Source organism: Ruania suaedae, from assembly GCF_021049265.1.
GTDB lineage: Bacteria > Actinomycetota > Actinomycetes > Actinomycetales > Beutenbergiaceae > Ruania > Ruania suaedae.
Window position 1 is genome coordinate 3,230,422 of sequence record NZ_CP088018.1, and the last position, 25,330, is coordinate 3,255,751.

Consider the following 25,330-nt stretch of genomic DNA (forward strand, 5'->3'; position numbering starts at 1 on the left):
AGACACCGATGACGACCTGGATCCCCCCGGTCACCGACATCCTGCCGCAGGACCACGCCGAGGCCGTGCTGGTCGGGCGCGCCTGGCTGCCCCACGCCCCGGGACCGGCCGTCGTGGCCGTCCGCGCCGGTGAGCTGCTCGACCTCTCGGCCACCTTCCCCACGATGCGCGACCTCACCGAGCAGCCCGACCCGGGTGCGGCCGCCGCCGCAGCGACCGGCCCGTCGATCGGACCGCTCGAGAGCGTCTGGGCCAACACGAACCCGGACCACCGCGACGAGCGGCATCCCTGGCTGCTCTCACCGATCGACCTGCAGGTCATCAAGGCGGCGGGCGTGACGTTCCCGGTCTCGATGCTCGAACGGATCATCGAGGAGCGCGCCCGGGGCGAGGCGGCGACCGCGCAGCACATCCGCGGCACCATCCTGGAGGCGATCGGCGGCGACATCGCCGATCTGGTTCCCGGCTCCGACGCCGCCGCCCGGCTCAAGGAGGTGCTGCTCGAGGCGGGCCTGTGGAGCCAGTACCTCGAGGTCGGCATCGGCCCGGATGCCGAGATCTTCACCAAGGCACCGGTCCTCGCCTCCGTCGGGCCCGGTGCGGACGTGGGCGTGCTCGCCGAGTCGGAGTGGAACAACCCCGAGCCTGAGGTGGTCCTGGCCGTCTCGTCCACGGGCGCGATCGTCGGCGCCACGCTCGGCAACGACGTGAACCTGCGCGACATCGAGGGCCGCTCCGCTCTGCTGCTGGGCCGGGCCAAGGACAACAACGCCTCCGCCTCCCTCGGCCCGTTCCTGCGCCTGTTCGATGCGACCTTCACCCTCGACGACGTGCGCCACGAGACCGTCTCGCTCACCGTCACCGGTGCGGACGACTTCCGGATGGAGGCCACCTCGGACATGGCGCGCATCAGCCGCGACCCCGCCGACCTGGTCCATCAGGCCACCGGGGACCATCACGCCTATCCCGACGGCTTCGTGCTCTACCTCGGCACCATGTTCGCCCCCACCGCCGATCGCGGTGTGGCGGGCCACGGTTTCACCCACCACCCTGGAGACGTCGTCCGGATCGCCTCCCCGGGGCTGGGCGCGCTCGTCAACCGCGTCCAGCACTGCGAGTCCCTGCCCCCGTGGGAGTTCGGGATCGGGGCCCTCATCTCCACCCTCGCCCAGCGAGACCTGATCGGAAGGATGACTCGATGACCACCCTGTCGACGACCGACCCACGCACCGGCACCAGCACGCCGACCCTGCTCGAGCACACCGGTCCCGAGCGGCTGGTCGAGATCACCAGCCGTGCGCGGGACGCCTTCGGCGACCTGCGCACCCGGAGCCGCACCTGGCGAGCCGGGCTGCTGCGGGCGCTCGCCGACGGTGTCGAGGAGGACCGGGAGGCGCTCGTGAGCACGGCGATGAGCGAGACGGGCCTGCCCGAACCGCGGCTGAACGGCGAACTCTCCCGCTCGGTCTACCAGCTGCGCCTGTTCGCCGACGTCGTCACCGACGGCGGGTACCTCGAGGCGATCATCGACCACGCCGGGCAGACCCCGCTAGGCCCCGGCCCCGACGTGCGCCGCATGCTCATCCCCCTCGGCCCGGTCGCCGTCTTCGGGGCCAGCAACTTCCCCTTCGCCTTCTCCGTGCTCGGCGGCGACACCGCCTCGGCCCTGGCGGCGGGAGGCTCGGTGGTCATCAAGGCCCACAGCTCCCACCTGCTGACGTCCCAGCAGTCCTACGACAGTCTCGCCCGGGCGGCTGCGGCCTACGGGGCACCGGAGGGCACGATCGGCATCGTCTACGGTCAGCAGGCCGGCGCCGACCTGGTCCGCGACCCCCGCATCACCGCCGTCGGTTTCACCGGGTCGTTGTCGACGGGCACGATCCTGCAGTCCCTGATCGACGAGCGCCCCACCCCGATCCCCTTCTTCGGTGAGCTCTCCAGCCTCAACCCGCTGGTGCTCACCACCGGCGCCCTGGCCGAGCGGGGTGAGGAGATCGCCGAGGGCCTGTACACCTCCTTCACCGGCTCGGCCGGGCAGCTGTGCACCAAACCCGGCGTCGCGCTCGTGCCCGAGGGGGAGGCCGGGGACGCGCTCGTCGCCGGTCTGGTCGCACGCGGCGAGGCCGCCGGGCCGCAGACGCTGCTGAACTCCCGCATCCACGACAGCTTCGGTGAGATCCGCACCCGGCTCATCGAGGACGGGCGCGCACGCAGCCTGCTGGCACCCCGGGCCGGTGAGCAGGGCTTCGCGCTCACCCCGGCCGTGCTCGAGATCGACGCCGACGACGTCACCCCCGCCGTCGCCGAGGAGGCCTTCGGCCCCCTGATCGTGGTGGTCCGCTATCGCGACCTGGCGCAGGTCCGTTCGACCCTGACGGCTGTGCCCGACTCGCTGACGGCGACGATCCACTCGGGGGCCGGTGAGGAGAGCGAGCGGCAGGCCCTGACCGAGGCCGTGCGGGACGTCGTCGGGCGGATCGTCTACGACGGCTACCCGACCGGGGTGCGGGTGTGCTGGGCGATGCACCACGGCGGCCCGTGGCCGGCCACGAACACCCAGCACACCTCCGTGGGCGCCACCGCCGTGCGCCGTTTCCTGCGCCCGCTCGCCTGGCAGGATGCGCCCCAGCACGTGTTGCCGACAGAATTGCGCGATGGCCCGGTCGACATCCCCCGCCGGGTCGACGGCGTGCTGCAGCCGGCCGGGGACTGAGGTGTGCGGTGGATCGCAGGCACCACATGACCGCGATCCACCGCACGGCCGGGCCCATGGACCCGGCGATCAGTCCTCGCGGAGGAACAGCTCCACCACCGGCACCGCGACATCGGGCCGCACGGCCGGCAGCTGCAGCGTGACCGTCCCCGCCGGCTGCTCGCCGGGGGTGATGTGCTCGAGCTGGTGGTTGGCGTCGGTGCGCCCGCCGCCGGCCACGCGCACCTGAAGCTGGGACCCGTCGTGCAGGAACCGCGCGAACTGGACCGAGCCGGGCAGGTCGCGCAGGTGCACGTGCTTGAGCGGCCAGTGCAGCAGGTGCACGTAGAGGCGATCCTCCCGCCGGGTGAGCGCCGTCCCGGGGGCCGGGGTCGCCACGACCGGTCCGGCACCGATGATCGCCTGGCGGTGCAGGCGCATCCAGGACGCCAGCTGCTGCAACGAGGCGGTGTCGTGCGGGGTCATGGCGCCACGGCCGTCGGGACCGATGTTGAGCAGGAGGTTCCCGTTCTTGGACACGATGTCGATCAGGGTGCGGATCAGCAGGTCCGGCGTCTTGAGGTTGCGGTTCTCCCGGTCATAGCCCCACGCCCCGTTCATGGTGTGGCAGGCCTCCCAGGTCTGCCACGCGCCGTCCTCGGTCATCATCGGGGCGTCCGGCAGGTACTGCTCCGGGGTGATCAGATCGCCCGGGATGCCCAGCCGGTCGTTGACCACGGCCCCGGGCTGCAGCTCCCGGGTCATCGCGAGCAGACCGGCCGAGTCCCAGTCCTGCGGGCCCTTGCCGGCCCAGCCATCCTGCTCCCAGGGGTAGGTGAAGTCGTAGAAGACATAGTCGATCGGCCCGTACCCGGTCAGCAGCTCGCGCACCTGCCCGTGCAGGAACTGCCGGTAGCGCTCCATGTCGCGTCCGGCGTTCAGCTCGGCGGCGTCCGGGCGGTCCCGCAGCGGATGCTGGAAGTCGATGGTGAAGTCCGGGTGGTGCCAATCGATCAGGGAGTAGTAGATCCCTACCCGTAGTCCTACGCGGCGGCATGCTTCGACGGTCTCGGCCACCAGATCTCGACCGAAGAACGCGCTCGAGCTGTAGTCGCTGAGGCCGGTCTCATACAGCGCGAAGCCGTCGTGATGCTTGGCGGTGAGCACGAGGTAGCCCATACCCGCGTCCTTGGCCGCGCGGGCCAGGGTGTCGGCGTCGAACAGGTCGGGGTCGAAGTACCGGGCGAGGCGCTCGTACTCGGCCGGATCGATGCGCTCGTTGGTCATCACCCACTCGTGCCGGGCCAGGGTGGAGTAGACGCCGAAGTGGACGAACATCCCGAACCGGTCGTGGGTGAACCACGCCGGCACCGCGCCCGCCATCAGAACAGGCTCGTCTTCGCCACGCGCCGAGCCAGCCAGTTGGCCAGCACGAGCATGATGACGGCGATCACCGACTTGAACAGCCCGATCGCCGCGGCGTAGGAGTACTGCGGGATCGAGGAGGCGAAGGCGACGTTGTAGGAGTAGGTGTCGATCACCTCGGAGACGTTGAGGTTCAGCGGCGTCTGCATCAGCAGCACCTTCTCGAAGCCGACCGAGAGCATCGAACCCATGTTGAGGATCAGCAGCGTCACCATCACCGGCAGGATGCCGGGCAGATCGATGTGCCAGATCCGACGCACGATCGAGGCGCCGTCCACCTTGGCCGCCTCGTGCAGCTGCGGATCGATACCCGCCAGCGCGGCCAGGTAGATGATCGCCGAGTAACCCAGCGTCTGCCAGGCACCGGACCAGACGTAGGTGTGCCGGAACAGCTCCGCGCTCAGGAAGTCGGTCGGCGTGCCGCCCATCCCGACGATGACCTGGTTGACGATGCCCCCGCTCGGGGAGAACAGCATGATGATGATGCCCACGACCACGACGGTGGAGATGAAGTACGGCGCGTAGGTGATCAGCTGCACGCTGCGCTTGAACTTCATGTTGCGCACCACGTTCAGCAGCAGCGCGAGGATGATCGGAAGAGGGAAGAGGGCGATCAACTCGTAGAAGTTCAGGACGAGCGAGTTCCTGATGACCGTCCCGAACTGGAACGAGTTCACGAACTGCTCGACGTACTTCAGCCCTGCCCACGGGCTGCCACTGATGCCCAGAGCCACACTGAAGTCCCTGAACGCCATCTGCAGGCCGTACAGCGGGGCCCACATGAAGAGGATGGCGTAGATGAACGGAGGCAACAGCAGCACATACAGGCGCCAGGAGCGCTTGAGGCGCAGCCCGAGCGGGTACTGGTGCTTCTTCGCCGGAGGCCGGCTTGCCGGGGCAGGTGCCGAGGACCGCGAGGCGCGCGGTGCGGCAGTGGTCGGTGTCGTCATCGTTCAGGCTCCCTGGCTCACTTGAGCGAACCGATCAGCGCACCCTTGGTGAAGTGCTTCTGGACGAACGGGTAGGCGATCAGGGGCGGGATCATCGCGACCACGATCAGGGCGTACTTGAGCTTGTCGAAGAGCTCCTTGCGCCGGATCAGCTCGGAGACGTCACCGCCGATCATGGACGGATCCACCTGGCTCTGCGTCAGGATGTCCCGCAGCACCAGCTGCAGCGGGAACAACGTGTCGTCGGAGAGGTAGAGCAGCGCGTTGAACCAGCCGTTCCACTGGGTGATCGCGTAGAACAGGATGTTCACTGCGATGATCGGCTTGCTCAGCGGAATAGCCATCTTGAAGAAGAACCGGAAGTCGGTGGCGCCATCGACCTGCGCCGCCTCGAGCATCTCCTTCGGGATGTTCATCCGGTAGAACGTCATCGTGATGATCATGTTGAAGACGTTGAGGACACCGGGCAGCACCACGGCCCAGATCGAGTTCATCAACCCCAGCGCGTTCACGATCATGTAGGTCGGGATGATGCCCGCGCTGAACAGGAACGGGATGAGGAAGAAGAACATCAGGATGCGCCGGAACGGCAGATCGTCCCTCGAGAGCACGTAGCCGGCCAGCAGGGTCAGGAACGTGCCGATGGCCGAGCCGAGGACGGTGTAGAGCACCGAGTTGAGGAAGCCCCGCACCAACCGTGGGGAGCCGAGCACCTCGGCGTAGGCGTCGAAGTTCAGCCCGACCGGCAGGAACCAGACGTCCCCGCGCGTGAGCGCGTCGGCGCTGGACACCGACGCACTCAGCACGAAGACCAACGGATAGAGCACCGACAGGGTGAAGATCGCCAGCAGCACGTACGTACTGACCATGAAGGCGGCATCACCACCGGTGTACTTCATCCGGCGAGCGCGGAGCATGGGCAGACTCACCCCTGACGCGCGTCGAAGACTTGCTGGTGCAGGTCGATGTACTCCGGCAGGCCCATGGAGTCGAACGCGGACACGTAGGACTCCCATGCTGCGTCATCGTTGATGTCGAGCTCACCGATGGCGAAGTTCGCCATGTGCTGGCGCACGTGGCTCTCGATCGAGGCAGCGATGTCGGCACGCCGTGACGCCTGCGACTCGTCGAAGATCAGTGCCGGGAGGAAGAACTCCTGCGGCTGCTGATAGGGCTCGTACTCGGTGGTGGCTTCGTACAGCGCCACCTCCATGTCGGGCTTGTCCGGGTCGGAGAGCTGCCCCAACCGGAAGTCGTTGGAGTTGTACGCCGGGGCGAGACCGCCGAGGCTGGTTCCCGACTCCGGTGGCCAGGTCACCCGGTCCCAGATGGCCTGCTTGCCGTTGATGCCGAGGTCTCCTTCTTCGGCGTAGTTCCAGTTGTCCGTGTTGCCGGACGCTGCGCGCAGCGAGCCCTCGAGCGTGAACATGTAGTCGAACCACTGCACGAGCACCTCGGGGTTCTCGCAGTTGCGCGTGATGACGAACGGGCGACTGCGGTCGGTCTCCCAGTTCCAGTTCGCGTACCGCACGCCGCTGGGGCCCTCGAGCGGCGGCACCGAGACATACTCGCGCCACAGAGCATCCGGCTCGTCGGAGATGTCGGCGAAGAATCCGGGGTAGTAGCTGCGCACGAAGCCCAGCCGGCCCTGGTTGCCTGCCTGCAGCAGCTCATCGCTCGTCGTCGTGAACGTCTGGCGGTCCAGCGTCCCATCGTCGGCGAGGGTGCGCAGGTAGCGCAGGCCCTCGCGCCACTCGTCCTTGTCGGCGACGAACTCCACCTGGCCCTCGTTCAGGCGGAGCCATCCGCCACCATCACCCTCCGAACCCGGGTTGTACAGGAACGAGTTCATGATGAAGTTGTCGATGAAGTCGTTCGGGCCACCGCCCGAGAACGGGATCATCTGGCCGGTGCCGGAGGGGTCCTGCTCCTTGAACAGCCGGAGCACCTCGCGCAGGTCCTCGGTGGTCTGCGGCATCTCGGCCCCCACCGCCTCGAGGTACCGGGCGTTGATGTACGCGCGCGAGGGGCTGACGCGGCAGTGATAGCAGTCGTTCGGAGCGGCCATCTGGTACTTGTGGCCGTCCGTCGCCGTGATCGCCGCGCCCCAGTCCGGGTAGTCGGTCATCATCTGACGCATCGCCGGGGCGTAGGTCTCGATGAGGTCCTCCAGGGGGAGGAACACACCCTGGCTCCCGTACAGCGAGACCTGGTCGTTGGTGAACGGCACCGTCAGGTAGGCGTCCGGCATGTCACCCGCGGTCATCTGGGCGTTCACGCGCGTGAGGTCGGCGTCCTCGTTGAGGACGACCTCGTAGTTCACCTTGACGCCGGTCTGTTCCTCCATCCACTGGGTGAACTCGTTGGTGTTCCAGTCCCCGACGTCGTTCGGGTTGAGCCGGACGCCGATCGTGAAGGTCGCGTCGCCGGTGTAGAACGGCTCGCGCACGTAGGCCCGGGGACCGACGTAGCCGTCCGGGTAGAGGATGCCGTCGGTGATCTCCTCACCCAGCTGCACCTGCTCGACGCCGTCGACGCCGCTGGCCTCGATCTCCTCCGGCGTCTCCGCCTCCGGGTCGCTGCCGCACGCGGCGAGGACACCGGTCGTGGCGAGCGCACCGGCGCCCGCTGTGCCGTAGCGAAGCAGTGAGCGACGGTCGAGGTCGCGCTCCAGGGGGTTGAACGTGGTCATGCTCTTACCTCTCTTCGTTGAGACTTACGCTGGGGAGGGGGTGGTCGTCAGCGATAGGCCGACGACGTTCTCGATCGAGTCGGGTTCGGCCATCGACTCGAACGAGCTGTCACTGATGCGGACATCGGCGATGGGACTGTGGTCGAAACCCGCCAGGTGCAGAGCGCGCCTGGCCCGGCCGACCCGGACATTGCTGATCCGGATGTGGCGCACGGTCGGGGTCCGCAGACCGGCCAGGCCTTCGCCGCGCAGGAAGTTGCAACTGAGGAACTCGCGCTGGAGATGGGACGCGTCGACGTCGTCGACGTAGACGTTCTCGACGTAGCCGCCGCGGGCGGCATTGGTCTTGATGTAGAGCCCGTACCAGAGGTCGGGGCCCCCGATCGTGCACCGGCGCACGTACACGTCGTGCACACCGGAGGTCAGTTCGCTGCCGATGGTGAACGCTCCGTACTTCATCACCATCGTGCAGTCCTCGATGACGACGTTGCGGCACGGCCGGTCCACGCGCTCGGCGTCCTCCTCCCGGCCTGCCTTGATGGCGATGGCGTCGTCACCGACGTCGAAACGGCAGCGCCGGATGACCACGTCGGTGCAGGACTCGGGGTCCACGCCGTCGTTGTTGGGGCCGTGGGTCTCGATCTGCACGTCCTCGACGAGCACGCCGGTGCACAGCACCGGATGGATCTCCCACATCGGGGAGCGGACGATCCGCACCCCCTGCACCCGGACCCGCTCGCACCGGTAGAACTCGATGAAGTTGGGCCGGAAGTTCCGCGCCGGGGCCATGACGCGCCCCTCCGGTGGCACACCCTCGCGGACCAGCGCGACGAGGTACTTCCAGTCGCTCTCCTGCTCCACGATCCCGGGGAGCCAGCCGAACTCCTCCAGGCCGCACCACGGCCACCAGTGCTCGTTGTCGGCACCGCCGTCCAGGGTGCCGGTACCGGTGATGGCGACGTTCTCGGCGTCGTGGGCGGTGATGAGCGGGGAGTACCCCATCATCTCCACCCCCTGCCACCGGGTCAGGACCGGGGGGAGGTAGCGCTCGGGCTCGGCGATGAACTCCACCGTGGCCCCCGCGGCCACATGCAGGTCGATGTTGCTGTACAGCCTGATCGGGCCGGTGCGGTAGGTGCCGGCGCCGAGCACCACCCGGCCACCGCCCGAGCGCCGGACGTCGTCGATCGCGGCGGTGATCGCCGCGGAGCAGTCGCTCCTGCCATCGCCGACTGCGCCGTGGTCCTCCACGCGCACCTCGTGGTCGGGAAACGTCGGCGGCTGGACTCGCCGGACGATGGCGTCGGCACGGTGCCAGCCCGGGCCATCGTCCTGCCATTCGTCGAGTTGCATCATTGCCTTTCGTTCCCACGTCCTCGTGCGATCAGACTCTCCGAAGGTACTATGTATGACCCTTCTGGTCAAGATCGTACCTATGACGTATGTAAGTTGATTCGATTCATCACCGGACGAGCGACGCCGCCGGCTCCGGGCGATGGATCCCGCCGGGGCGGTAGCTCAGCGAGCGACTGATTCCCAGCAGATCGGCCAGATACCAGACGATGGCCAGCCACATCTCCGTCCCGCGCAACCCCGGGGTCTCGGCCAGTGGGTCGCGGCCGGTCCCGGACTCCGCCGCGAAGGCGAACCCTTCGCCGGGGCGCCAGTGGCTCAGCGCGTCTGTCAGCAGCCGGGCCGCTACCCGCCGGATCTCGTCCTGGCGGTATCCGCCCGTCCGGCCCGCGAGCCACAACGGGTGCGCGACGTCCAGCACATTGCACGCGTTCTGACGATCGGGCGCGAAGTAGCGGGCGTCATCGGCGTGGGCGAGCACCGTGTCGACGACGCGCTCGGGATGCGGCAAGGGCAGCCCGAACTGGGCGAACGACCCTCGCGACGTGCGGTAGAAGCCGTTCACGGTCTCCAGCCGGCCCGAGCGCGGGTCGTCCGTCCCCCACATCCCTGTCCTCGGGTCGACACGGGTGTGCAACCAGCCGAACAGCCCGGCCGCGGTGGCGGCACTGTGCGGGGAACCGGCGCGGGTGTTCCACAGCAGGGCCGTGCCGAGCATGTCGGCGACGTTGCTGCTGCGCCACGGACTACCGCGCCACGGTAGCGAGTCCAGGAGTTCGACGAGGCCGTCGGCGCCGAGCCGGTCCACCGCGTGGATCGGATGCGCGACGCTCGATCCGAGCACGTCCAGGGCGTAGCCCACGCACAGCACGTGATAGTGGGCGTCGTCGACGCTGAGATCCGTCACCGTCGGTCCGGGCCGCCCGGAGGCGTCGAGTTCGGCGATCATACCCGAGATCGGGTCCTGCAGCCCGCGCAGCCACGCGATGTGCTCCTCGCGCGTCAGCTGCGGCGGAACCTGGCCGGTCAGGTAGGCCGCCACCTCCACGGCGTCGCAGTGCGCCCGCACCGACGGCGCGCTGCCCGGTGCGTCGACATACCGACCCAGACCCGCGTCCCACGATCTCGCCAGGACCCTCTCCGCCTGCTCCCGCACCATCCGGTCGAAGCCTCGTACCTGCTCGGCGAGCACGGGCTCGGCGGCCGCGGCGTGTGATGCCTCACGCGGAGCGAGCTCGGGCACCCGCCACTTGCGCACCGTCGCCGGGTTCCCGGCCACGATCGCCCCGGCCGGTACGTCCTTGGTCACGATCGAGCCGGCGCCGACGACGGCCCGGTCACCGATCGTGATCCCATCGAGGACCATTACGTGCGAACCGATCCAGACGTCGTCACCGATCGTGATGCCGCGTTGGGAAGTCGGCTGCTTGAAGACCGGCAGGTCCGGGTCGGTGATCGTGTGGTTGAAGGCCAGCATGGAGGTGTGGGCGCCGATGCGCACCGAGTGGCCGAGCCGGATGTTGCCGCGGATCACGCAGAACGGGTTGATGGTGCAGTTCGGGCCGGTCTGCAGGGTGCCGGTGAGATAGGCGTGCCCGGAGATGTAGGAACTGCGCCCCAGCGTCAGGGTCTCCACCTGGATGGCGGCCAACGGGGAGAGGAAACAGCGCTCACCGATCGAGGAGTCCGGCCGCAGGCGCAGGAACTCCTTCTGCTGGGCAAGCTGCTCGGCCTGCTGCTCGGCACTGGCCTCCACCCAGAAGAACCAGGACGAATAGTCGTAGTGGTCGCGGTCGAAGGGATTGGTCTCGGTTCCGGTCTCGATGCCGGTCTCGGTCTCGCTCATCGCGCACTCCTGATCGGGTTCTCGTACAGCCAGTCGAAGGTGTCCTCGCGTTCGGCCATGGACACACTGCGGCCGGTGAACTCCTGGTCGGCGGCGACCGCGCCGAGGATCACGTACGCGCCGCCGCCGGGGGCGAAGGTGTGCCGGCCGGCCTCGTAGCGGAAGGCGTGCACGTCCACCGGCGGGTTCCACGAGACCGTCACCGCCGAGGTCAGCACCGGCGCCAGCCCGCCCCGGTCGTCGGCGTGGGTATTGGTCTCCAGGTCGGGCACCTGCAGCCAGGTGGGGCTCGGGTCCTTGAAGTAGCCGACCAGCAGGTGCCCTTCCTGCGCCAGCGAGAACTCCACGCTCGCCTCGCCACCGAGCGCCGCCGACTTGGTGAACCGGACCCCGCGCAGGCCGGCGAGCTCCTCGGCGAGGGCGACCACCGGCTCGTCGACATCGTCGAAGAGTGCGTTCCCCTCGACGACTTCGAACGGCTGACCACCGGCATGGACGGTCAGGTCGATCGCGCGGAACGGCCCCGGCAGCGTAGGCCGCTCCGCCACGGCCGGCGGCAGCTCACCGCGGGCGAGGATCTCGACATTGGCCCGCAGGTTGGCCAGTTCGGCCTCGTACTCGGGAAGGCACTGCTGCCAGTGCCCGTACGCCTTGCCGTTCGGGAACGGGATCTTGCGCTGCGGCGTCTGCATGCTGTTGGCGTACCAGTAGGTTCCGGCCGTCAGGTCGGCGAGGCGGCGGTACACCTCCACGCTCGCCTCGACCAGCGGGACGGCCTTCTGCAACCGGGAGGCGAGGGCACGGTGGTCACCCTCGAAGGTGGCCCTGGCGTGCAGGATCTCGACGGCGGACCGCACCCTCAGGTCGTAGAAGTCGGCGATGAGCGCGATGGCTTGCGCGTCCCCGGCGAGCCGGTCGTACTCACCCGCCTCGCTCCGCACCGCCTCGCGGCCCGCCTGCACGGCGGCCACCGCACGCGCCGAGAAGCGCACCCCGTCCTCGACGACGTCCAGCGGAGTCTCCCCCACGTGCGCCGTACCGGCCACCTCGTTCGCGACGTAGTCCTCCAGCCGCTCCCCCGCCGGCGCATGGGAGAGCCACAGGTCGTCGTACGCGCGGTGCCGGGCGGGGTTGGTGAGCTGGCTCAACGTCATGCCGAGGCTGAGCGTCTGACGGTTGCCCTCGGTGATCCCGAGCCGGCGCACCAGCCGCGGTGCGACCTGGCCCATCGCCTCGAGCGTCTCGAGCGCCGCCGCTCCGGCCTGCTCGGAGCCGAACTGCTCTGCGAGCCGGCCGGTCCAGTACTGTCGCTCCGCGTCGGCGTCCCGGTCCGCCTTCCAGGCGTAGCGGTGCCAGGCCTCGAACCAGATCCAGTCCCGGTCGAGCTGGCGCAATCTCGGCTCTGCCTTGTCCGGTGAGAGCGGCCACTCCCAGTAGAACAGCGGGTACAGGTGCAGCCCATTGCTGTCGAGCCGGTGCCGGATGGCGCGGACGCTGCGCTGGATGAAGGTGACAGCGCCGTACCGGAACGGTTCGAGGTCGGCGAGGATGTGGATGTTGACCACGTGCGCCCCGCCGAGCGAGGCGAGGTAGCGGTGCGTGCGCTGCCACTTCCCGCGCGGATTCCAGGTGGTCAGGGACTCGCCGTTGTACTTGGCCTCGGTGTGAAGTGCCGGGTACCGGCCCGCGGAGGCCTCGATCACCGGCTTGGGGTCCAGCGAGTGGGCACGCAGCAGGATCGGTGGCGGCTGCTGGGTGCCTGCGGCGGCCACGCCGTCCTCGACAGCGGGCAGGATCGTCTCGGTGAACCACTCGGTGCCGTAGAGGTCGCCCTGCAGCACCTCGCCCAGGCAGACGTAGAGCCCGATCTGCGGGAAGTCGCGTACGAAGTCGGTCAGCACGGCGCGGGTGTACGCCGACGTGAGCTCGGTGGGGCGGGGCTGATGCAGCGGGATGTCGTGATGACGGGCGAAGGGCAGCGGGATGTGGATGTTGTAGAACATCAGGAACAGCTGGATCCCGCGGCGGCCCGCCTCGGCCACCATCCACGCCAGCGTCTCCCGGTTGAGCGCCAGCTGCTCGGGCGTGACCTCGAGCGCCTCCGGGAACTCCTCGGTCTGGACGAACGAGGCGAACGGATGCCCGCTCCACAGGTAGATGACATTGGCGCGCTGGCTGAGCAGCGTCTCGAACATCTCCAGCCAGAGGTCGCGGTCGTAGAACCAGCTGAAGCGATCCGGGGTGATCGGGTACTCGTACACCTGCCGCGGAGGTTCCACCTCGGTGAGCTGGAGCCCGATCGCAGGCCCGCGCAGCGCCAGATCAGGGGTCTGGCCGGTCTCGACATCCCAGGGGATCCCACCCTCGTCCGCGACCAGCCGAGCCAGCTCCTGACAGCCGTAGAGCACGCCGACGTCGTCGGCGCCGGTCACCACGAGGACGCGGCCGGGCAGCATGCTCAGGTAGAAACCGTTCGGGCCCGGTGCGCCGGTGTTGTACAGCAGCCATTCCTGCTGCTCGAGCGCCGTGATCGCGGGCGCTGCGCGCTGGCCGACGACGATGCTCACCTCGCCGGCCTCCGGCCGCCGGGCCACCGCGCCGAGCGGGCGGGTGCGTACGGCGACACCGGCCTCGGCCAGGGCTGTGCCGAGCATCTCGATCCCGTGCCGTGCGGCCGGGCCGCCGTCGGCGGCCGGGCTGATCACGACGGTGTGCTGCGCTGAGCCGGACACAAAGAACTCCCGTAGTTCTGCTCGTTTGCCTCGCCTGTCGGGGCGAGATGCTCGAAGGTAGCACCGTGCGATACCAGATACAATGTCTTGCGATCGGAGCCCGCCGCCTGATAGAGATGGGGCCATGACCCCACCAGCGGAGGTGGCGGACCCGGCCCCTCGACCGGCACTCGCCCTCGAACAGCCCGTCTCCCGCGGCGATCGCGTCCGGGACGTGATCCAGGCCGCGATCCTCGACGCGCGCCTTCCCCAGGGCACACCATTGGTCGAGCGCGAGCTCTCGGCCATGCTCGGCGTCTCGAAGACGCCGATCCGGGAGGCGCTGAAACAGTTGCAGTCCAGCGGTCTGGTCGTCTCCACGGCCTACCAGGGAATGCGCGTGCGGGTGCTCGACGTCGCGATCGTGCGCGAGGTGACCGATGCCCGGCTCGCCGTCGAGCCACAGGCGCTACGGCTGGCCGTCGCCGCCCGAGGCGTGGCCCACTGCACGGAAGCGCGCGAACTTCTCGCTCGCACCGAGGCACTGGTGAGCGCCAACGACACGGCTGAGCTCAGCGTGGCCAACCGGGCGTTCCACCGGTGCCTCTACGCGGCCTGCGGGAACGACCTGCTGATCGACTTCCTCGACAAGCTGCAGGCGCTGAGCAGTTTCATCGCCACGGCCGGCTGGCACGTGCAGGCGACCTACGACCAGGAGCTCGCCGAGCACTCCCGTCTGCTGGAGGCGTTCGAGCGTGCCGACGCCGAGGAGACCGCCCTTCTCCTTCGCCGGCACATCTCCGACGCGGCGCAGGGAACACTGCACGCGCTCGAGAGCGAGTCGGCCACATGAGCACGATCGCCGACCTCCGGCTGACGCCGCTCAACATCTCCCGGACCACCGGGTTCGTGTGCGGGCACGTCATCGTCGAGATCGACACCGACGACGGCCTCCTCGGCGTCGGTGAGATGTCCGACCTCCAGCATCTTCCCCGCTTCCACCCCGACATCGACGACCTGACCTCGACACTCCGGGCGATGCTGCTCGGCGCCGACATCTGGGACGCGAACCAGCTGACCGGACTGCTCGCCGAGGCCTTCCCGCCAGCCGGAGCGCTCTACGACAAGGGCGCGGTGATCCGCTGCGGAGTCGACCTCGCGCTCTGGGATCTGCGCGGCAAGGCCACCGGCCGCAGCGTGACCTCGCTGCTCGGCGGGGCGGTGCGCCCGTCCCTCCCGGTCGCCTACCCGATCTTCCGCCAGCGCAGCGAGGCCGACGTCGAGGCGAACCTCGAGCTCGTGGCCGCCCGGCTGGACGCCGGCTTCTCGATGTTCCGGGTGTACGTGGGTGGAGACCTCGGCCTCGACGAGGAATTCCTGCGGCGCCTGCGGGAACGGTTCGAGCAGGCGATCCAGATCAAATCCCTCGACTTCTCCAACCTCCTCGACGCACCAGCGGCCACCCGCTTCATCGAGCGCACCCGCGACGTCGACTACGCGCTCGTCGAGGCTCCCGCCCACGAGGGTGACGTCACCGGCCTGGCCGAGGTGCGCCGTCGGACCCTGATCCCGGTGAGCGAGCACGTCTACGACGCCCGTTCCGCCCTCCGGCTCGTGGCCGAACGCGCGGTGGACGTGTTCAACGTCGGGCTGTTCGCCCTCGGCGGCATCACCCCCGCCCAGCAGGTCATCGCCATCGCCGACGCGGCCCGTCTCGACACCCTGATCGGCACCACCCAGGAGCTCTCGATCGGGACGGCCGCCGCCGCGCACCTGGGCGTGGCGACCGTGAGCGCCCGGGTGGCAGCCGATCCGGTCGGCCCGCTACTCTACGACGGCGACGTCGTCACCGAACCGGTGACCTATCGCCAGGGCCACCTCGCCCCACCCCCGGGCCCCGGCCTGGGCATGAGCCTCGACGCCCGGCAGCTGCAGCAGGCAGCAGGACCGCTGCGGTGGGAGGCCGGATCCGGTTCCGTGATCGATCGCGTGGGGGCGCAGACATGAGCACCGCACGATTCGCGGGCGCGCGGGTGCTGATCACCGGCGGCTCGCGCAACATCGGACGCGCCATCACCGAGAGGTTCGCCGCCGAGGGCGCGCACGTCGCCATCAATACCCTCGACGAGCAGGAGGCGGAGGAGCTCGCCTCCTCCCTGCGCACGCAGGAGCGGCACGCCATCACCGTCCCGGCGGACGTCTCCGACCCCGCCGCCGTGGAGGACATGCTGGCACGGGTCCACGACGGGCTCGGCGGGATCGATGTGCTGATCAACAATGCCGCCGTCCCGATGCTGGGGCGGGTGCCGTTCTTCGACCTCACCCTGTCCGAATGGGATCGCCAGTTCGCCGTCGGCGCGCGAGGCACCTACCTGTGCACCCGCGGGGTGGCCGAGCGAATGGGCTCCGGCGGCAGCATCATCAATATCTCCTCGATCGGGGCGACCAAGGCGCACCGGGAGGCGGTCGCCTACGACGCGACCAAAGGTGCGATCGAGTCGTTCACGCGTGCCGCAGCGCTGGAGCTGGCGCCGCACGGCATCCGTGTCAACGCCATCGCCCCGGGCGCGATCTCGAACGCGCGCTACCAGGGCGAGGACCCCGCGGTCCAGCAGGCCGAGGTGACGCCCATCCCGCTCGGGCGGGCGGGCACCGGCGGCGAGGTGGCCGCCCTCGCCGCGTTCCTGGCCTCGGCGGAGGCCGCGTACATCACCGGCCAGGTCATCACCATCGACGGCGGCCTCAGCGTGCAGGCCCGCCAGGCCACCTCCGAGGTCGTGCTGGTCTCCGAACGGGAAGGTTCTGCATGAGGGTCGACCTCGAGGGGGTGACCGCGGTCCTGGTCACCGGCTACCGCGATGGCACCGCACAGGTGGATCGCGCCGCCGTGACTGCGCTCGCCACCCGGGTCAGCGACGGTGGCGTCCCGGTCCTGACCGCCCTCGGCAACACCGCCGAGGTCCACCAGCTCCAGGGACCGGAACGGCGAGAGGTGCTGGAGGCCGTGGCCGAGGCCGGGCACCCCGGGACGATGCTCGCCGGTGTCGCGGGTCCGATGTCCGGAATGCTCCGGGAGATCGAGCTCGCCCATGCGCTGGGATATCACGCGGCGATGGTCCACGAGCCGGCCGACCCGTTCGGCGACGGTACCGGCCTGGTCCGGTTCTATACCGAGCTCGCACAATGGTCGGCACTGCCGCTCGTGCTGTACGTACGCAGCACCCGGCTCTCCGGCACCCAGCTGCGGACCCTCGCCGGTCACGAGCGCGTCGTCGGCGTGAAGTACGCCCGGCCCGACCTGCACACGCTCGGCTCCCTCCTGCGGTCGGGGGCGGGGGCGATGTGCACGTGGATCAACGGTCTCGCCGAGTCCCACGCCCTCGCCTTCGCCGGCATCGGCGTGACCTCCTTCACCTCCGGCATCGCCAACGCCAGGCCCGAGATCGCCATGGCGCTCCACCTAGGCGTGACCAGTGGGGATCTGCGAGCGGTCCGTCGCCTGGTCGAGGAGTACATCGGCGAGGTCGAGGCCCTGCGCGCCGAGCGAGCCGGCCGCCACAACGTCTCGGTCATCAAGGAACTGCTGCGATGGGAGGGCCTGGACACGGGAGGCGTGCGCGCGCCGCACGAAGAGCTGGACGAGGGCGCACGCACTCGGCTGATCAGCGTGCGGGGATACCGCCCTACTCTGGAGGCCGTCGTGCTCGGATCGTCCTCGAGGGAGACCCCATGACCGCACCCGCCGCAGCCTTCCTGCTCGATCCCGGTGCCCTGGACGCCGTGTTCGGGCCCGCCGAACACGCCCGCCTGGACGAACTGCTCGACATGGGCCAGGACGTCCACGCCACGGCGGACTCCTTGCTCGGCTCCCCGCGGCTGGAGCAGATCGAGGTGCTCATCGCCGGCTGGGGCACGCCTCGCCTGCGCCGGGAGCTGTTGGACCGCATGCCGGCGCTGAAGCTGGTGCTCTACTCCGCCGGGTCGATCCGCCACCTGGTGACCGAGGACTTCTGGCAGCGAGGTATCGGCCTCGTCTCGGCCGCTGACGCGAACAACGACCCCGTGGCGGAGTACGTCGTGGCACACACCGTCCTCGCTCTCAAGGGCGAGCACCGCGCGATGGCCCATCTGCGCGCGACCGGCACACTGCTGCCCGACCACACCGGCCTCGGAATCGACCGACGACGGATCGGCCTGGTCGGCTTCGGCTCCATCGCACGCAAGGTCGTCGACCGGTTGAGCCGGTTCGAGCACCACATCGGGGTCTGGGACCCTTACCTGGACCACGCCGACGGGGTCCACCGCTACGAGACGCTCACCGAGTTGTTCGCGGAGAGCGACGTCGTGAGCATCCACGCACCCTGGATCGCCGGGGAGAACGACCGGATGATCGACGCCCAGGCGCTGGCCGCCCTGCCCCACGGCGCCACGCTCATCAACACCGCTCGGGGAGCCTTGGTGGACGAGGAAGCGCTCATCGCCCTCCTTCGTGAGCGACCCGACCTGTACGCCGTGCTCGACGTGACGTGGCCCGAACCGCCACCGAGCGGAAGCCCGCTCTACGACCTCGGCAATGTCACGCTCACCGGCCACATCGCGGGCAGCATCGGTACCGAGCGCCAGGCTCTGGGCCGGCTCGTGCTCGGCGAGCTGCAGCGGTGGCTCGACGGGCAGGAGCTCCAGCACCAGGTCACCGAGGACCGCGCTCGGCTACGCGCCTGACAACGGAGCCTCCACCAGCCCACCGCACCGACGAAGGAGTCAGATGTCCACCGACCGGATCGAGGTGTTCGTCCACCCGAACGGCTCACGTTACGCCGACGGTTCGCAGGGGTACCCGGTGGGTTCGCTCGTCACGGCGATGACCCTGGTCCGTTCGCGCCGCGCGCCCGGGCAGCGCGCCGTGGTGTGGATCGCCGGAGGCCGCTATCCCCACCACGAGACGCTCCGGCTGGGTCCGGCCGACTCGTTCACCTCCTTCGTCGCTCTCGACCACGCCGACCCACCCGTCTTCGACGGCTCGGCCGCGGTCACGGGCTGGCGATCGATCACCGTCGATGGGCGCGACCTGCTCGCCGCCCCTGCACCCGCCGAGGGCGGTCGGGCGCTGTACGTGGACGGGCAGCGGCGGGCCCGGCCGCGACTTCCGCGCTCCGGCCGGCTCCGGATGGCCGGTGCCGGCGACCTGGACCCCGCCGCGCACGGCGTCGGGACGATGTTCGACGGCGGGGACACCTTCACCTTCACCGAGGGAGACGTTCCCGAGCTGTCCGAGCCCGAGCGGGTCGAGGTGGTGGTCCCGCACTACTGGGTGCAGGAGCGGCTGCCGATCGGCAGCATCGATCACCGGACGCGCACCGTCACCAGTCCCTACCGCAGCCTGTTCGCCCTCCGTGAGGACAGCGCGAAGACGTTCGCGACCTACTACCTCGACAACGTGGTGGAGGCGCTGGGCGAGGTGGGTGGTGAGTGGTACCTCGACACCACCGGCGCCGTCAGCGGGTTGGGCTCCTCCCACGTGCTGTATGCGCCCGCGGAGCGCGAGAGCGCCACCTCACTGCACGCGAGGCTGCCGGTGATCGACACCTTCGTGGCCATCGAGGGTGAGGCCGATGAGCCGGTCCGGGAGATCAGATTCGAGCACGTCGCCTTCGCCTACGCCGACTTCGCCACCGCCCCGGCCGCCGTGCCCCCGTTCGGGGTACGGGAGGACCCGCTGCTTCCGCCGGGTGAGTACGGCAGCGACATCCAGGCCGCCGCCCAGGTGCCCGCCGCCGTGCGGCTGCGGCACGCCCACGCCTGCGCCGTGGTCGGCGGGAGCATCAGCCACGTCGGCGGCTACGGTGTGGAGCTCGGTGAGGGCACTCGCGGGGCACTGCTCTCCGGGATCGACCTGTCCGACCTGGGCGCCGGTGGTGTACGCGCCGGTGGGAGCGCCGATGCCGGTTCACCGGGCTTCGTCAGCCACAACGAGATCAGCGACTGCACGATCCGCTCCGGTGGTCGGGTGTACCCGGGATGCGTCGGCATCCTGGTCCAGCACGGCGCCCACCACGTGATCGCGCACAACGAGATCTCGGACATGCTCTACACCGCCATCTCGGTGGGCTGGGTCTGGGACTATCACGCCAGCGCCTCGGTCGGGAACATCATCGAGGGCAACCACCTGCACCATCTCGGCCAAGGCGAACTCAACGACATGGGCGGCATCTACCTGCTGGGCATCGCCCCCGGCACGGTGATCCGCCACAACCACATCCATGACGTGCAGTGCCGCAACTACGGCGGATGGGGCATCTACCTGGACGAGGCCTCCTCCCACGTGGTGGTCGAGGGCAACACGGTGCACGACACCTCCAGCCAGTGCATGCACCTGCACTACGGCCGCGAGAACATCGTCCGCGACAACCTCTTCGCCTTCGGTGGCGAGGGACAGATCGCCGTCACCCGGCCGGAGGAACAGACCGGGATGACGGTGATGAACAACATCATCCTCGGGCGCGGCAGACCGGCCTTCGGTGGGCACCACCAGCGCCCCGACGACGTCCGCGACTTCAACGTCCGCAGCGATCTCAACCTCATCTGGGACTACGAGGCGGCGCCGGGCGCCGTCGTCGCCGCGAACGGACGGGTCGAGGTCTCCGACGGGAACCGCCGCTGGTCGCTCGTGCACGCCGCCGACGAGGAGTGGCTCGCCGCCGGACACGACACCCACTCGCGCGTGGCCGACCCGCTGCTACGGGACCCGCTCGCCGGTGACTTCACGCCGCTGCCGGGCTCCCCGGTGCCCGGGTCGGGCGCCGGAACTGCCCCCGACGCCGGCCCGCGCCCCGCCGCGGCGCGTCGTCATCCGCTGGTTCAGCCCACGCTGCCCGACCCGAGCCCGCCGACGCGGGCACGGTCGGTCTTCTAGCCCGCCCGTCAGCCCCGCAGCTCCAGGTACCGCTCGACCAGGGCCTTCGTCGACGCGTCCTGACTCGCCAGCGCCTCGGCGTCCCCCGCCACCGCCGGAGCGAGCTCAGTGGCGAGCTGCTTGCCCAGCTCCACGCCCCACTGGTCGAAGGAGTCGATGCCCCAGACCACGCCCTGCACGAAGGTGATGTGCTCGTAGAGCGCGATCAGTTGCCCGAGCACCGACGGCGTCAGGGCGGGGGCGAGGATGGACGTCGTCGGGCGGTTGCCCTCGAACACCCGGGCCGGCACGATCGCCTCGGCGGTGCCCTCGGCCCGCACCTCCTCGGCACTCTTGCCGAACGCGAGCGCCTTGGTCTGGGCGAAGAAGTTGGCCATGAAGAGGGCGTGCACGTCCGTGCCCCCGTCGCTGAGCGGGTGCGCCGGAGCCGCGACGCCGATGAAGTCGGCCGGGATCAGCCGGGTGCCCTGATGGATCAGCTGGTAGAAGGCGTGCTGGCCGTTGGTGCCCGGCTCGCCCCAGAAGATCTCCCCGGTGTCGGTGGTGACCGGCGTGCCGTCCCAGTGCACGCTCTTGCCGTTGGACTCCATGGTCAGCTGCTGCAGGTAGGCCGGGAAGCGGTGCAGGTGCTGGGAGTAGGGCAGGACGGCGTGGCTCTCCGCGCCCAGGAAGTTGACGTACCAGACGTTCAGCAGCCCCATCAGCACCGGTACGTTCTGCGCCGGCTCCGCGGTGCGGAAGTGCTCGTCCATGGTGTGCAGCCCGGCGAGGAACTCGGCGAAACGCTCCGGGCCGATCGCGATCGCGAGGGAAGTGCCGATCGCCGACCCCACCGAGTACCGGCCACCCACCCAGTCCCAGAACCCGAAGGCGTTGTCCGGGTCGATCCCGAAGGCGGCCACCTTGTCCAGCGCGGTGGAGACGGCCACGAAGTGCGCAGAGACCGCCGCCGCACGGGCGTCCTCGACATCCTCGATCGCCCCGGCCGAGATCAGCCCCTGCCACAGCCATTCCCGCGCCAGCCGGGCGTTGGTGAGGGTCTCGAGCGTGCCGAAGGTCTTCGAGGCGACGATGAACAGCGTCGTCTCCGGGTCGAGGCCGGCCGTGGTCTCGGCCACGTCGGTGGGGTCGATGTTGGAGACGAAGCGCACCTCCAGCCCCTCGGCGACATACGGTCGTAGCGCCTCGTAGGCCATGACCGGGCCGAGGTCGGAGCCGCCGATGCCGATGTTGACCACGGTGCGCACCGGCTTACCGGTCACGCCCGTCCACTCGCCGCTGCGAACCTGCTCGGCGAATGCGTACACCTTGGCCAGCACCTCGTGCACGGCGGCATCGACGTCCTGACCGTCGACCACCAGCGGCGGCTGCGCGCCGGCGGGGCGACGCAGCGCGGTGTGCAGCACGGCGCGGTCCTCGGTGACGTTGATGTGGTCGCCGCGGAACATGGCCTCGATGAGCTCGGGCAGGCGCACATCGCGCGCGAGCCCCAGCAGCAGGTCCCTGGTCTCATCCGTGACCAGGTTCTTCGACAGGTCCACGTGCAGATCGCCGGCCTCGTGGGTGAACCGCTCCGCCCGCGTCGGGTCCCCGGCGAACCATCCCCGCAGGTCCGGTTCGAGCACACGGCAGTGGGCCATGAGGGCACCCCAGGTCGTGGTGCGGGTGACGTCGATCGGCGCGTGGGGCACGGTTCTCTCCTGAGGCGGCGCTGGCGGTGACGTCTCTCACCGTAGACCGCCCGGGCCGGCGGGACCACCACGCTGCTCCCTCTCCCACCTCGCGGTCGCGCGTCGGTAGGCTGAGGCCATGGACAGCCTCGCGTTCCGGGCCCGGATGAGAGAGATCCAGGCCGAGCTCTCGGACATGGATCCGGCCGATCCTCAGACCCTGGAGCGTGCCCGCGAGCTCACCGAGGAGCTGGACGTGCTCGCGGCCGAGCAGCGCGAGCGCGCCAACCAGCTCGCCGCCCGCGCGTTCGAGCAGCAGGTCGCGGTCGGTGGTGTGGACGCCCCGCTGGGCAAGGTCGAGGACGCAGTCGACCGCGTGACGGACCCCGGCCCCGACCGCGAGCGCCGATGACGCTGTCCGCCGCGGCTGTCCGCGCCCGGCTCGCTGCCCCGGATCTGCCCGAAGCCCTCCCGCTGCTCGGCTTCGCCCCGGAGGACGCGGACGCCACCATGGCGCTGCGGGCGAGGGCGCTCACCGACGACGCCGCGATCGAGCGCATCTGCGCCTACGCCGACGAGCTGCACCGCCGCCTGGGCGATGTCACGCGGACGATCGAGGGCGAGGTCTGGCAGCGCCAGGACGACGGCACGGCGGCCGACGGCCCGCTCGCCATCCTCACCTTCCTCGTCACGCTGCCCGAGATCCGGGCCTTCCATCGTGCCCGCGGCATCCCCGAGGCCATCTCCTGGCGCTCGCTGGCGGACCTCGGCCAGCAGGTGGCCGTGCACCGCCTCGCGATCGGGGAGTTCGGGCTGCACACGCAGAACTGGGTCACCAATGCCTGGGTGGGCGGCCTGTACTGGCTGGGCCGGCTGCAGTTCACCCTCGAGCGCACCGACGGCCAGATCCTCGCCTCCGCGCACATCCCACGCACCGGCCCGCTGGACCCTGCCGCCGTGGACGCCTCCTTCGCCCGGGTGGCGCCGTTCTTCGCCCGCCACTTCCCCGAGCACCCGATCGCCGGACTGCACTGCCACAGCTGGCTGCTTGACCCGCAGCTGGCCCAGGTCCTGCCCGCGCACTCGAACATCGCGGCGTTCGGGCGCCGCTGGCGCCTCACCGGTCACGCCGATCCCGGCACGGCGGACGTGCTGTTCTTCGTCTTCGCCCGGCGCGGTCAGGTCGACCTCGACACCCTGCCGCGCACCTCGAGCCTGCAACGTGGGGTGCTCGAGCACCTCCAGGCCGGCGGCACGTGGCAGACCTGCACCGGGACCCTCCCGTTGCCCGACGGCGCACCCGACCCGGCCGCGGGCGCCACCTCTCCCGTGGTCACCGAGCTCACCGGTCCCGGCGCCGAGGCGCCGGAATCGCTCGTCCGGGAGTTCCACCGCGTCTACGACGTGCCGGTGGGATCTGCGCCCTCGCTCGACTCCGGGCGCGTGCCGATGCGGATGGCACTGATCGCCGAGGAGTTCGCCGAGCTCGTCCGCTCGGTCCACGGCCGTGAGGCCGAGGCGGTCATGGTCGAGGCCTACGAGCGCGCGGCGGGCATGGACGGCGGCGCACGGGACGCCGTCGGGGCGGCCGATGCGCTCGGGGACCTGGTTTACGTGCTCTACGGGATGGCACTGGAGTGCGGCATCCCGCTGACGGAGGTGCTGGCCGAGATCCAGGCCTCGAACCTGTCCAAGCTCGGGGCGGACGGCCGGCCCGTCCTGCGCGCGGACGGCAAGGTGCTCAAGGGGCCGGGCTACCGGCGCCCGGACATCGCCGCGGTGCTCGGCCGGCGCAGCGCGCCGGACTGACTCAGGCCAGGGAGAGGAAGAGCTTCTCGAGCTCTGCCTCGGTGAGCTCGTCCTCGGACTGCGCTGCGCCGTCGGGATCGCGCAGGCACTCCTTCATCGCGGTGGAGACCACGGCGAACCCTGCCCGGTCCAGGGCCGTGGAGACGGCGGCCAGCTGGGTGACCACGGCCCGGCAGGAGCCGTCCTGCTCGACCGCCGTGATCACCCCGTCGAGCTGGCCGCGCGCGCGGCGCAGCCGGTTCAGGATGCGGCGCCGGGCTTCGGGATCGGTGGTCACCATCAGCGGCCGAACAGCCGGCTGAAGACGCCGCGCCGGGGCGCCGGCGGTGCGGGATCGTGGCCGGGGCACTGCTGCCCCGCCGGTACCGACGCCATCACGTCGTCGACGTGCTGGCCGCAGCCGGCCCAGGTCGTCTTGCCGCAGGTCTCACAGGTCACGGGACGGCACACGGACACTCCTCTCGACGGAACGCGGAGAACATACCCCCCGGGGTATCTAAGGTAGCAGGGGCAGCACCGTCGCACCGGCCCACCAGGTGGCGGCACCGAGCACCAGGACGAAGCTCACCAGCCACAGCACCCGGGGTATGCGCGTCAGCGCCGCCAGTACCGCCGGATCGCTGCCACGGCTACGATCCCGGGCGACCGAGCCGACGTGACGCCACGCGCCGACGAGCAGGACCGCCCCGACGGCGAGCACCGCCAGACCCTGCCAGAGTGGCCCGGCCGCCCACCACAGCAGCCCGAGCGCTGCGAGCACCAGCACCATGACCAGCGCCGTCAGGAACGAGCGCACCCGCACCAGGGTGGCCACGAGAACCAGGAGAGCCACGGTCAACACGACCGGGGCCCAGCCGCGCGCCGCCGCCACGATGATCGCCGCTCCCACCACCGCCGGCGCCGGGTAGCCGGCCCAGGTGGTGGCCACCCGCCCGGGCCCGCGGGCGCGGCCGTGGGTGATCGCGTGCCCGGACGCGTCCATCCGCAGCACGAAGCCGGCGAACCGGCGCCCGCACAGGATGCCGACGACCGCGTGCCCCAGTTCGTGCACGAGCGTCACCACCAGCCGGGCGGCACGCCAGGCCGGTCCCAGCACCACCACGGCCGCGACCAACCCCAGCAGCACGAGCAGCTCGCGGGCCGAGGGCGCGAGCGCGGGACCGGGCAGCACCCGGTCGACGACCTCGCTCCACACGTCCATCCGGCGAGCCTAGGAGATCGCCGCTGACCGGGCCGACACGGATACGTGGAGTGCGGGGCCATGCTGCC

At 70.1% G+C, this 25,330-nt stretch carries 21 protein-coding genes; 10 read left to right on the top strand and 11 right to left on the bottom strand.

Going from position 1 to position 25,330, the window contains the following annotated elements:
* Window positions 1-8: 8 nt before the first annotated feature.
* Together LQF12_RS15020 and LQF12_RS15025 are read left to right on the top strand one after the other, a co-directional pair.
* Complete coding sequence (locus tag LQF12_RS15020) at window positions 9-1,202, top strand: fumarylacetoacetate hydrolase family protein (protein ID WP_231053707.1); 1,194 nt, start codon at window positions 9-11, stop codon at window positions 1,200-1,202.
* Window positions 1,199-2,713, top strand: coding sequence for an aldehyde dehydrogenase (NADP(+)) (locus LQF12_RS15025; protein WP_231053708.1), 1,515 nt, complete (start codon window positions 1,199-1,201; stop codon window positions 2,711-2,713). The genes LQF12_RS15020 and LQF12_RS15025 overlap by 4 nt, the downstream gene beginning before the upstream one ends.
* 69 nt (window positions 2,714-2,782) lie before the next feature.
* Here the strand turns inward: LQF12_RS15025 and LQF12_RS15030 are convergent, their stop codons facing one another.
* The 7 genes from LQF12_RS15030 to LQF12_RS15060 all read right to left on the bottom strand — a co-directional run bounded on the left by LQF12_RS15030 (window position 2,783) and on the right by LQF12_RS15060 (window position 13,690).
* Complete coding sequence (locus tag LQF12_RS15030; RefSeq protein ID WP_231053709.1) at window positions 2,783-4,075, bottom strand: alpha-L-fucosidase; 1,293 nt, start codon at window positions 4,073-4,075, stop codon at window positions 2,783-2,785.
* Complete coding sequence (locus LQF12_RS15035) at window positions 4,075-5,067, bottom strand: ABC transporter permease (protein WP_231053710.1); 993 nt, start codon at window positions 5,065-5,067, stop codon at window positions 4,075-4,077. Before LQF12_RS15035 ends, LQF12_RS15030 begins: the two co-directional genes overlap by 1 nt.
* A gap of 17 nt (window positions 5,068-5,084) precedes the next feature.
* Window positions 5,085-5,984, bottom strand: coding sequence for a carbohydrate ABC transporter permease (locus LQF12_RS15040; RefSeq protein WP_231053711.1), 900 nt, complete (start codon window positions 5,982-5,984; stop codon window positions 5,085-5,087).
* Window positions 5,985-5,992: 8 nt separating this feature from the next.
* Complete coding sequence (locus tag LQF12_RS15045; protein ID WP_231053712.1) at window positions 5,993-7,759, bottom strand: extracellular solute-binding protein; 1,767 nt, start codon at window positions 7,757-7,759, stop codon at window positions 5,993-5,995.
* 24 nt (window positions 7,760-7,783) lie between these two features.
* Window positions 7,784-9,115, bottom strand: a complete 1,332-nt coding sequence (locus LQF12_RS15050) for a glycoside hydrolase family 28 protein (RefSeq protein WP_231053713.1) — start codon at window positions 9,113-9,115, stop codon at window positions 7,784-7,786.
* A 106-nt stretch (window positions 9,116-9,221) separates the two neighbouring features.
* Complete coding sequence (locus LQF12_RS16465) at window positions 9,222-10,958, bottom strand: acyltransferase (RefSeq protein ID WP_290370704.1); 1,737 nt, start codon at window positions 10,956-10,958, stop codon at window positions 9,222-9,224.
* Window positions 10,955-13,690 carry a beta-N-acetylhexosaminidase family protein gene (locus LQF12_RS15060; protein WP_231053714.1) on the bottom strand — a complete coding sequence of 912 codons (2,736 nt, stop codon included), beginning with the start codon at window positions 13,688-13,690 and terminating at the stop codon, window positions 10,955-10,957. Before LQF12_RS15060 ends, LQF12_RS16465 begins: the two co-directional genes overlap by 4 nt.
* 124 nt (window positions 13,691-13,814) lie before the next feature.
* Between LQF12_RS15060 and LQF12_RS15065 the strand changes: the two genes are divergently transcribed.
* Genes LQF12_RS15065 through LQF12_RS15090 form a run of 6 tightly spaced genes read left to right on the top strand, consistent with a single transcriptional unit; the run spans window position 13,815 to window position 20,582 of the window.
* On the top strand, window positions 13,815-14,522 hold the full coding sequence (locus tag LQF12_RS15065; protein WP_231053715.1) for a GntR family transcriptional regulator: 708 nt from the start codon (window positions 13,815-13,817) through the stop codon (window positions 14,520-14,522).
* Window positions 14,519-15,676: a mandelate racemase/muconate lactonizing enzyme family protein gene (locus tag LQF12_RS15070; RefSeq protein ID WP_231053716.1), complete on the top strand. Its 1,158-nt coding sequence runs from the start codon at window positions 14,519-14,521 to the stop codon at window positions 15,674-15,676. The genes LQF12_RS15065 and LQF12_RS15070 overlap by 4 nt, the downstream gene beginning before the upstream one ends.
* Window positions 15,673-16,479, top strand: coding sequence for an SDR family NAD(P)-dependent oxidoreductase (locus tag LQF12_RS15075; protein ID WP_231053717.1), 807 nt, complete (start codon window positions 15,673-15,675; stop codon window positions 16,477-16,479). Before LQF12_RS15070 ends, LQF12_RS15075 begins: the two co-directional genes overlap by 4 nt.
* Complete coding sequence (locus tag LQF12_RS15080) at window positions 16,476-17,402, top strand: dihydrodipicolinate synthase family protein (RefSeq protein ID WP_231053718.1); 927 nt, start codon at window positions 16,476-16,478, stop codon at window positions 17,400-17,402. The genes LQF12_RS15075 and LQF12_RS15080 overlap by 4 nt, the downstream gene beginning before the upstream one ends.
* On the top strand, window positions 17,399-18,391 hold the full coding sequence (locus LQF12_RS15085; RefSeq protein ID WP_231053719.1) for a hydroxyacid dehydrogenase: 993 nt from the start codon (window positions 17,399-17,401) through the stop codon (window positions 18,389-18,391). The genes LQF12_RS15080 and LQF12_RS15085 overlap by 4 nt, the downstream gene beginning before the upstream one ends.
* A 43-nt stretch (window positions 18,392-18,434) precedes the next feature.
* Window positions 18,435-20,582, top strand: a complete 2,148-nt coding sequence (locus LQF12_RS15090) for a right-handed parallel beta-helix repeat-containing protein (RefSeq protein ID WP_231053720.1) — start codon at window positions 18,435-18,437, stop codon at window positions 20,580-20,582.
* A gap of 8 nt (window positions 20,583-20,590) precedes the next feature.
* Here the strand turns inward: LQF12_RS15090 and pgi are convergent, their stop codons facing one another.
* Window positions 20,591-22,273, bottom strand: coding sequence for a glucose-6-phosphate isomerase (pgi, locus tag LQF12_RS15095; protein WP_290370705.1), 1,683 nt, complete (start codon window positions 22,271-22,273; stop codon window positions 20,591-20,593).
* A gap of 118 nt (window positions 22,274-22,391) precedes the next feature.
* On the opposite strand from pgi, the gene LQF12_RS15100 reads away from it, so the two are divergent.
* Both LQF12_RS15100 and LQF12_RS15105 read left to right on the top strand, forming a co-directional pair.
* Entirely contained in the window at window positions 22,392-22,664 is a 273-nt protein-coding gene (locus tag LQF12_RS15100; RefSeq protein WP_231053721.1) for a hypothetical protein, read from the top strand.
* Window positions 22,661-24,061 (top strand): acyltransferase domain-containing protein, encoded by a 1,401-nt coding sequence (locus LQF12_RS15105; protein WP_231053722.1) that lies wholly within the window; start codon window positions 22,661-22,663, stop codon window positions 24,059-24,061. The genes LQF12_RS15100 and LQF12_RS15105 overlap by 4 nt, the downstream gene beginning before the upstream one ends.
* Window position 24,062: 1 nt before the next feature.
* Here the strand turns inward: LQF12_RS15105 and LQF12_RS15110 are convergent, their stop codons facing one another.
* The 3 genes from LQF12_RS15110 to LQF12_RS15120 are packed head-to-tail and all read right to left on the bottom strand — an operon-like array spanning window position 24,063 to window position 25,262.
* Window positions 24,063-24,341 (bottom strand): metal-sensitive transcriptional regulator, encoded by a 279-nt coding sequence (locus tag LQF12_RS15110; RefSeq protein WP_231053723.1) that lies wholly within the window; start codon window positions 24,339-24,341, stop codon window positions 24,063-24,065.
* Window positions 24,341-24,511 carry a DUF8730 family Cys-rich protein gene (locus tag LQF12_RS15115; RefSeq protein WP_231053724.1) on the bottom strand — a complete coding sequence of 57 codons (171 nt, stop codon included), beginning with the start codon at window positions 24,509-24,511 and terminating at the stop codon, window positions 24,341-24,343. Before LQF12_RS15115 ends, LQF12_RS15110 begins: the two co-directional genes overlap by 1 nt.
* Window positions 24,512-24,557: 46 nt before the next feature.
* Window positions 24,558-25,262: a M50 family metallopeptidase gene (locus LQF12_RS15120; protein WP_231053725.1), complete on the bottom strand. Its 705-nt coding sequence runs from the start codon at window positions 25,260-25,262 to the stop codon at window positions 24,558-24,560.
* Window positions 25,263-25,330: the final 68 nt, after the last annotated feature.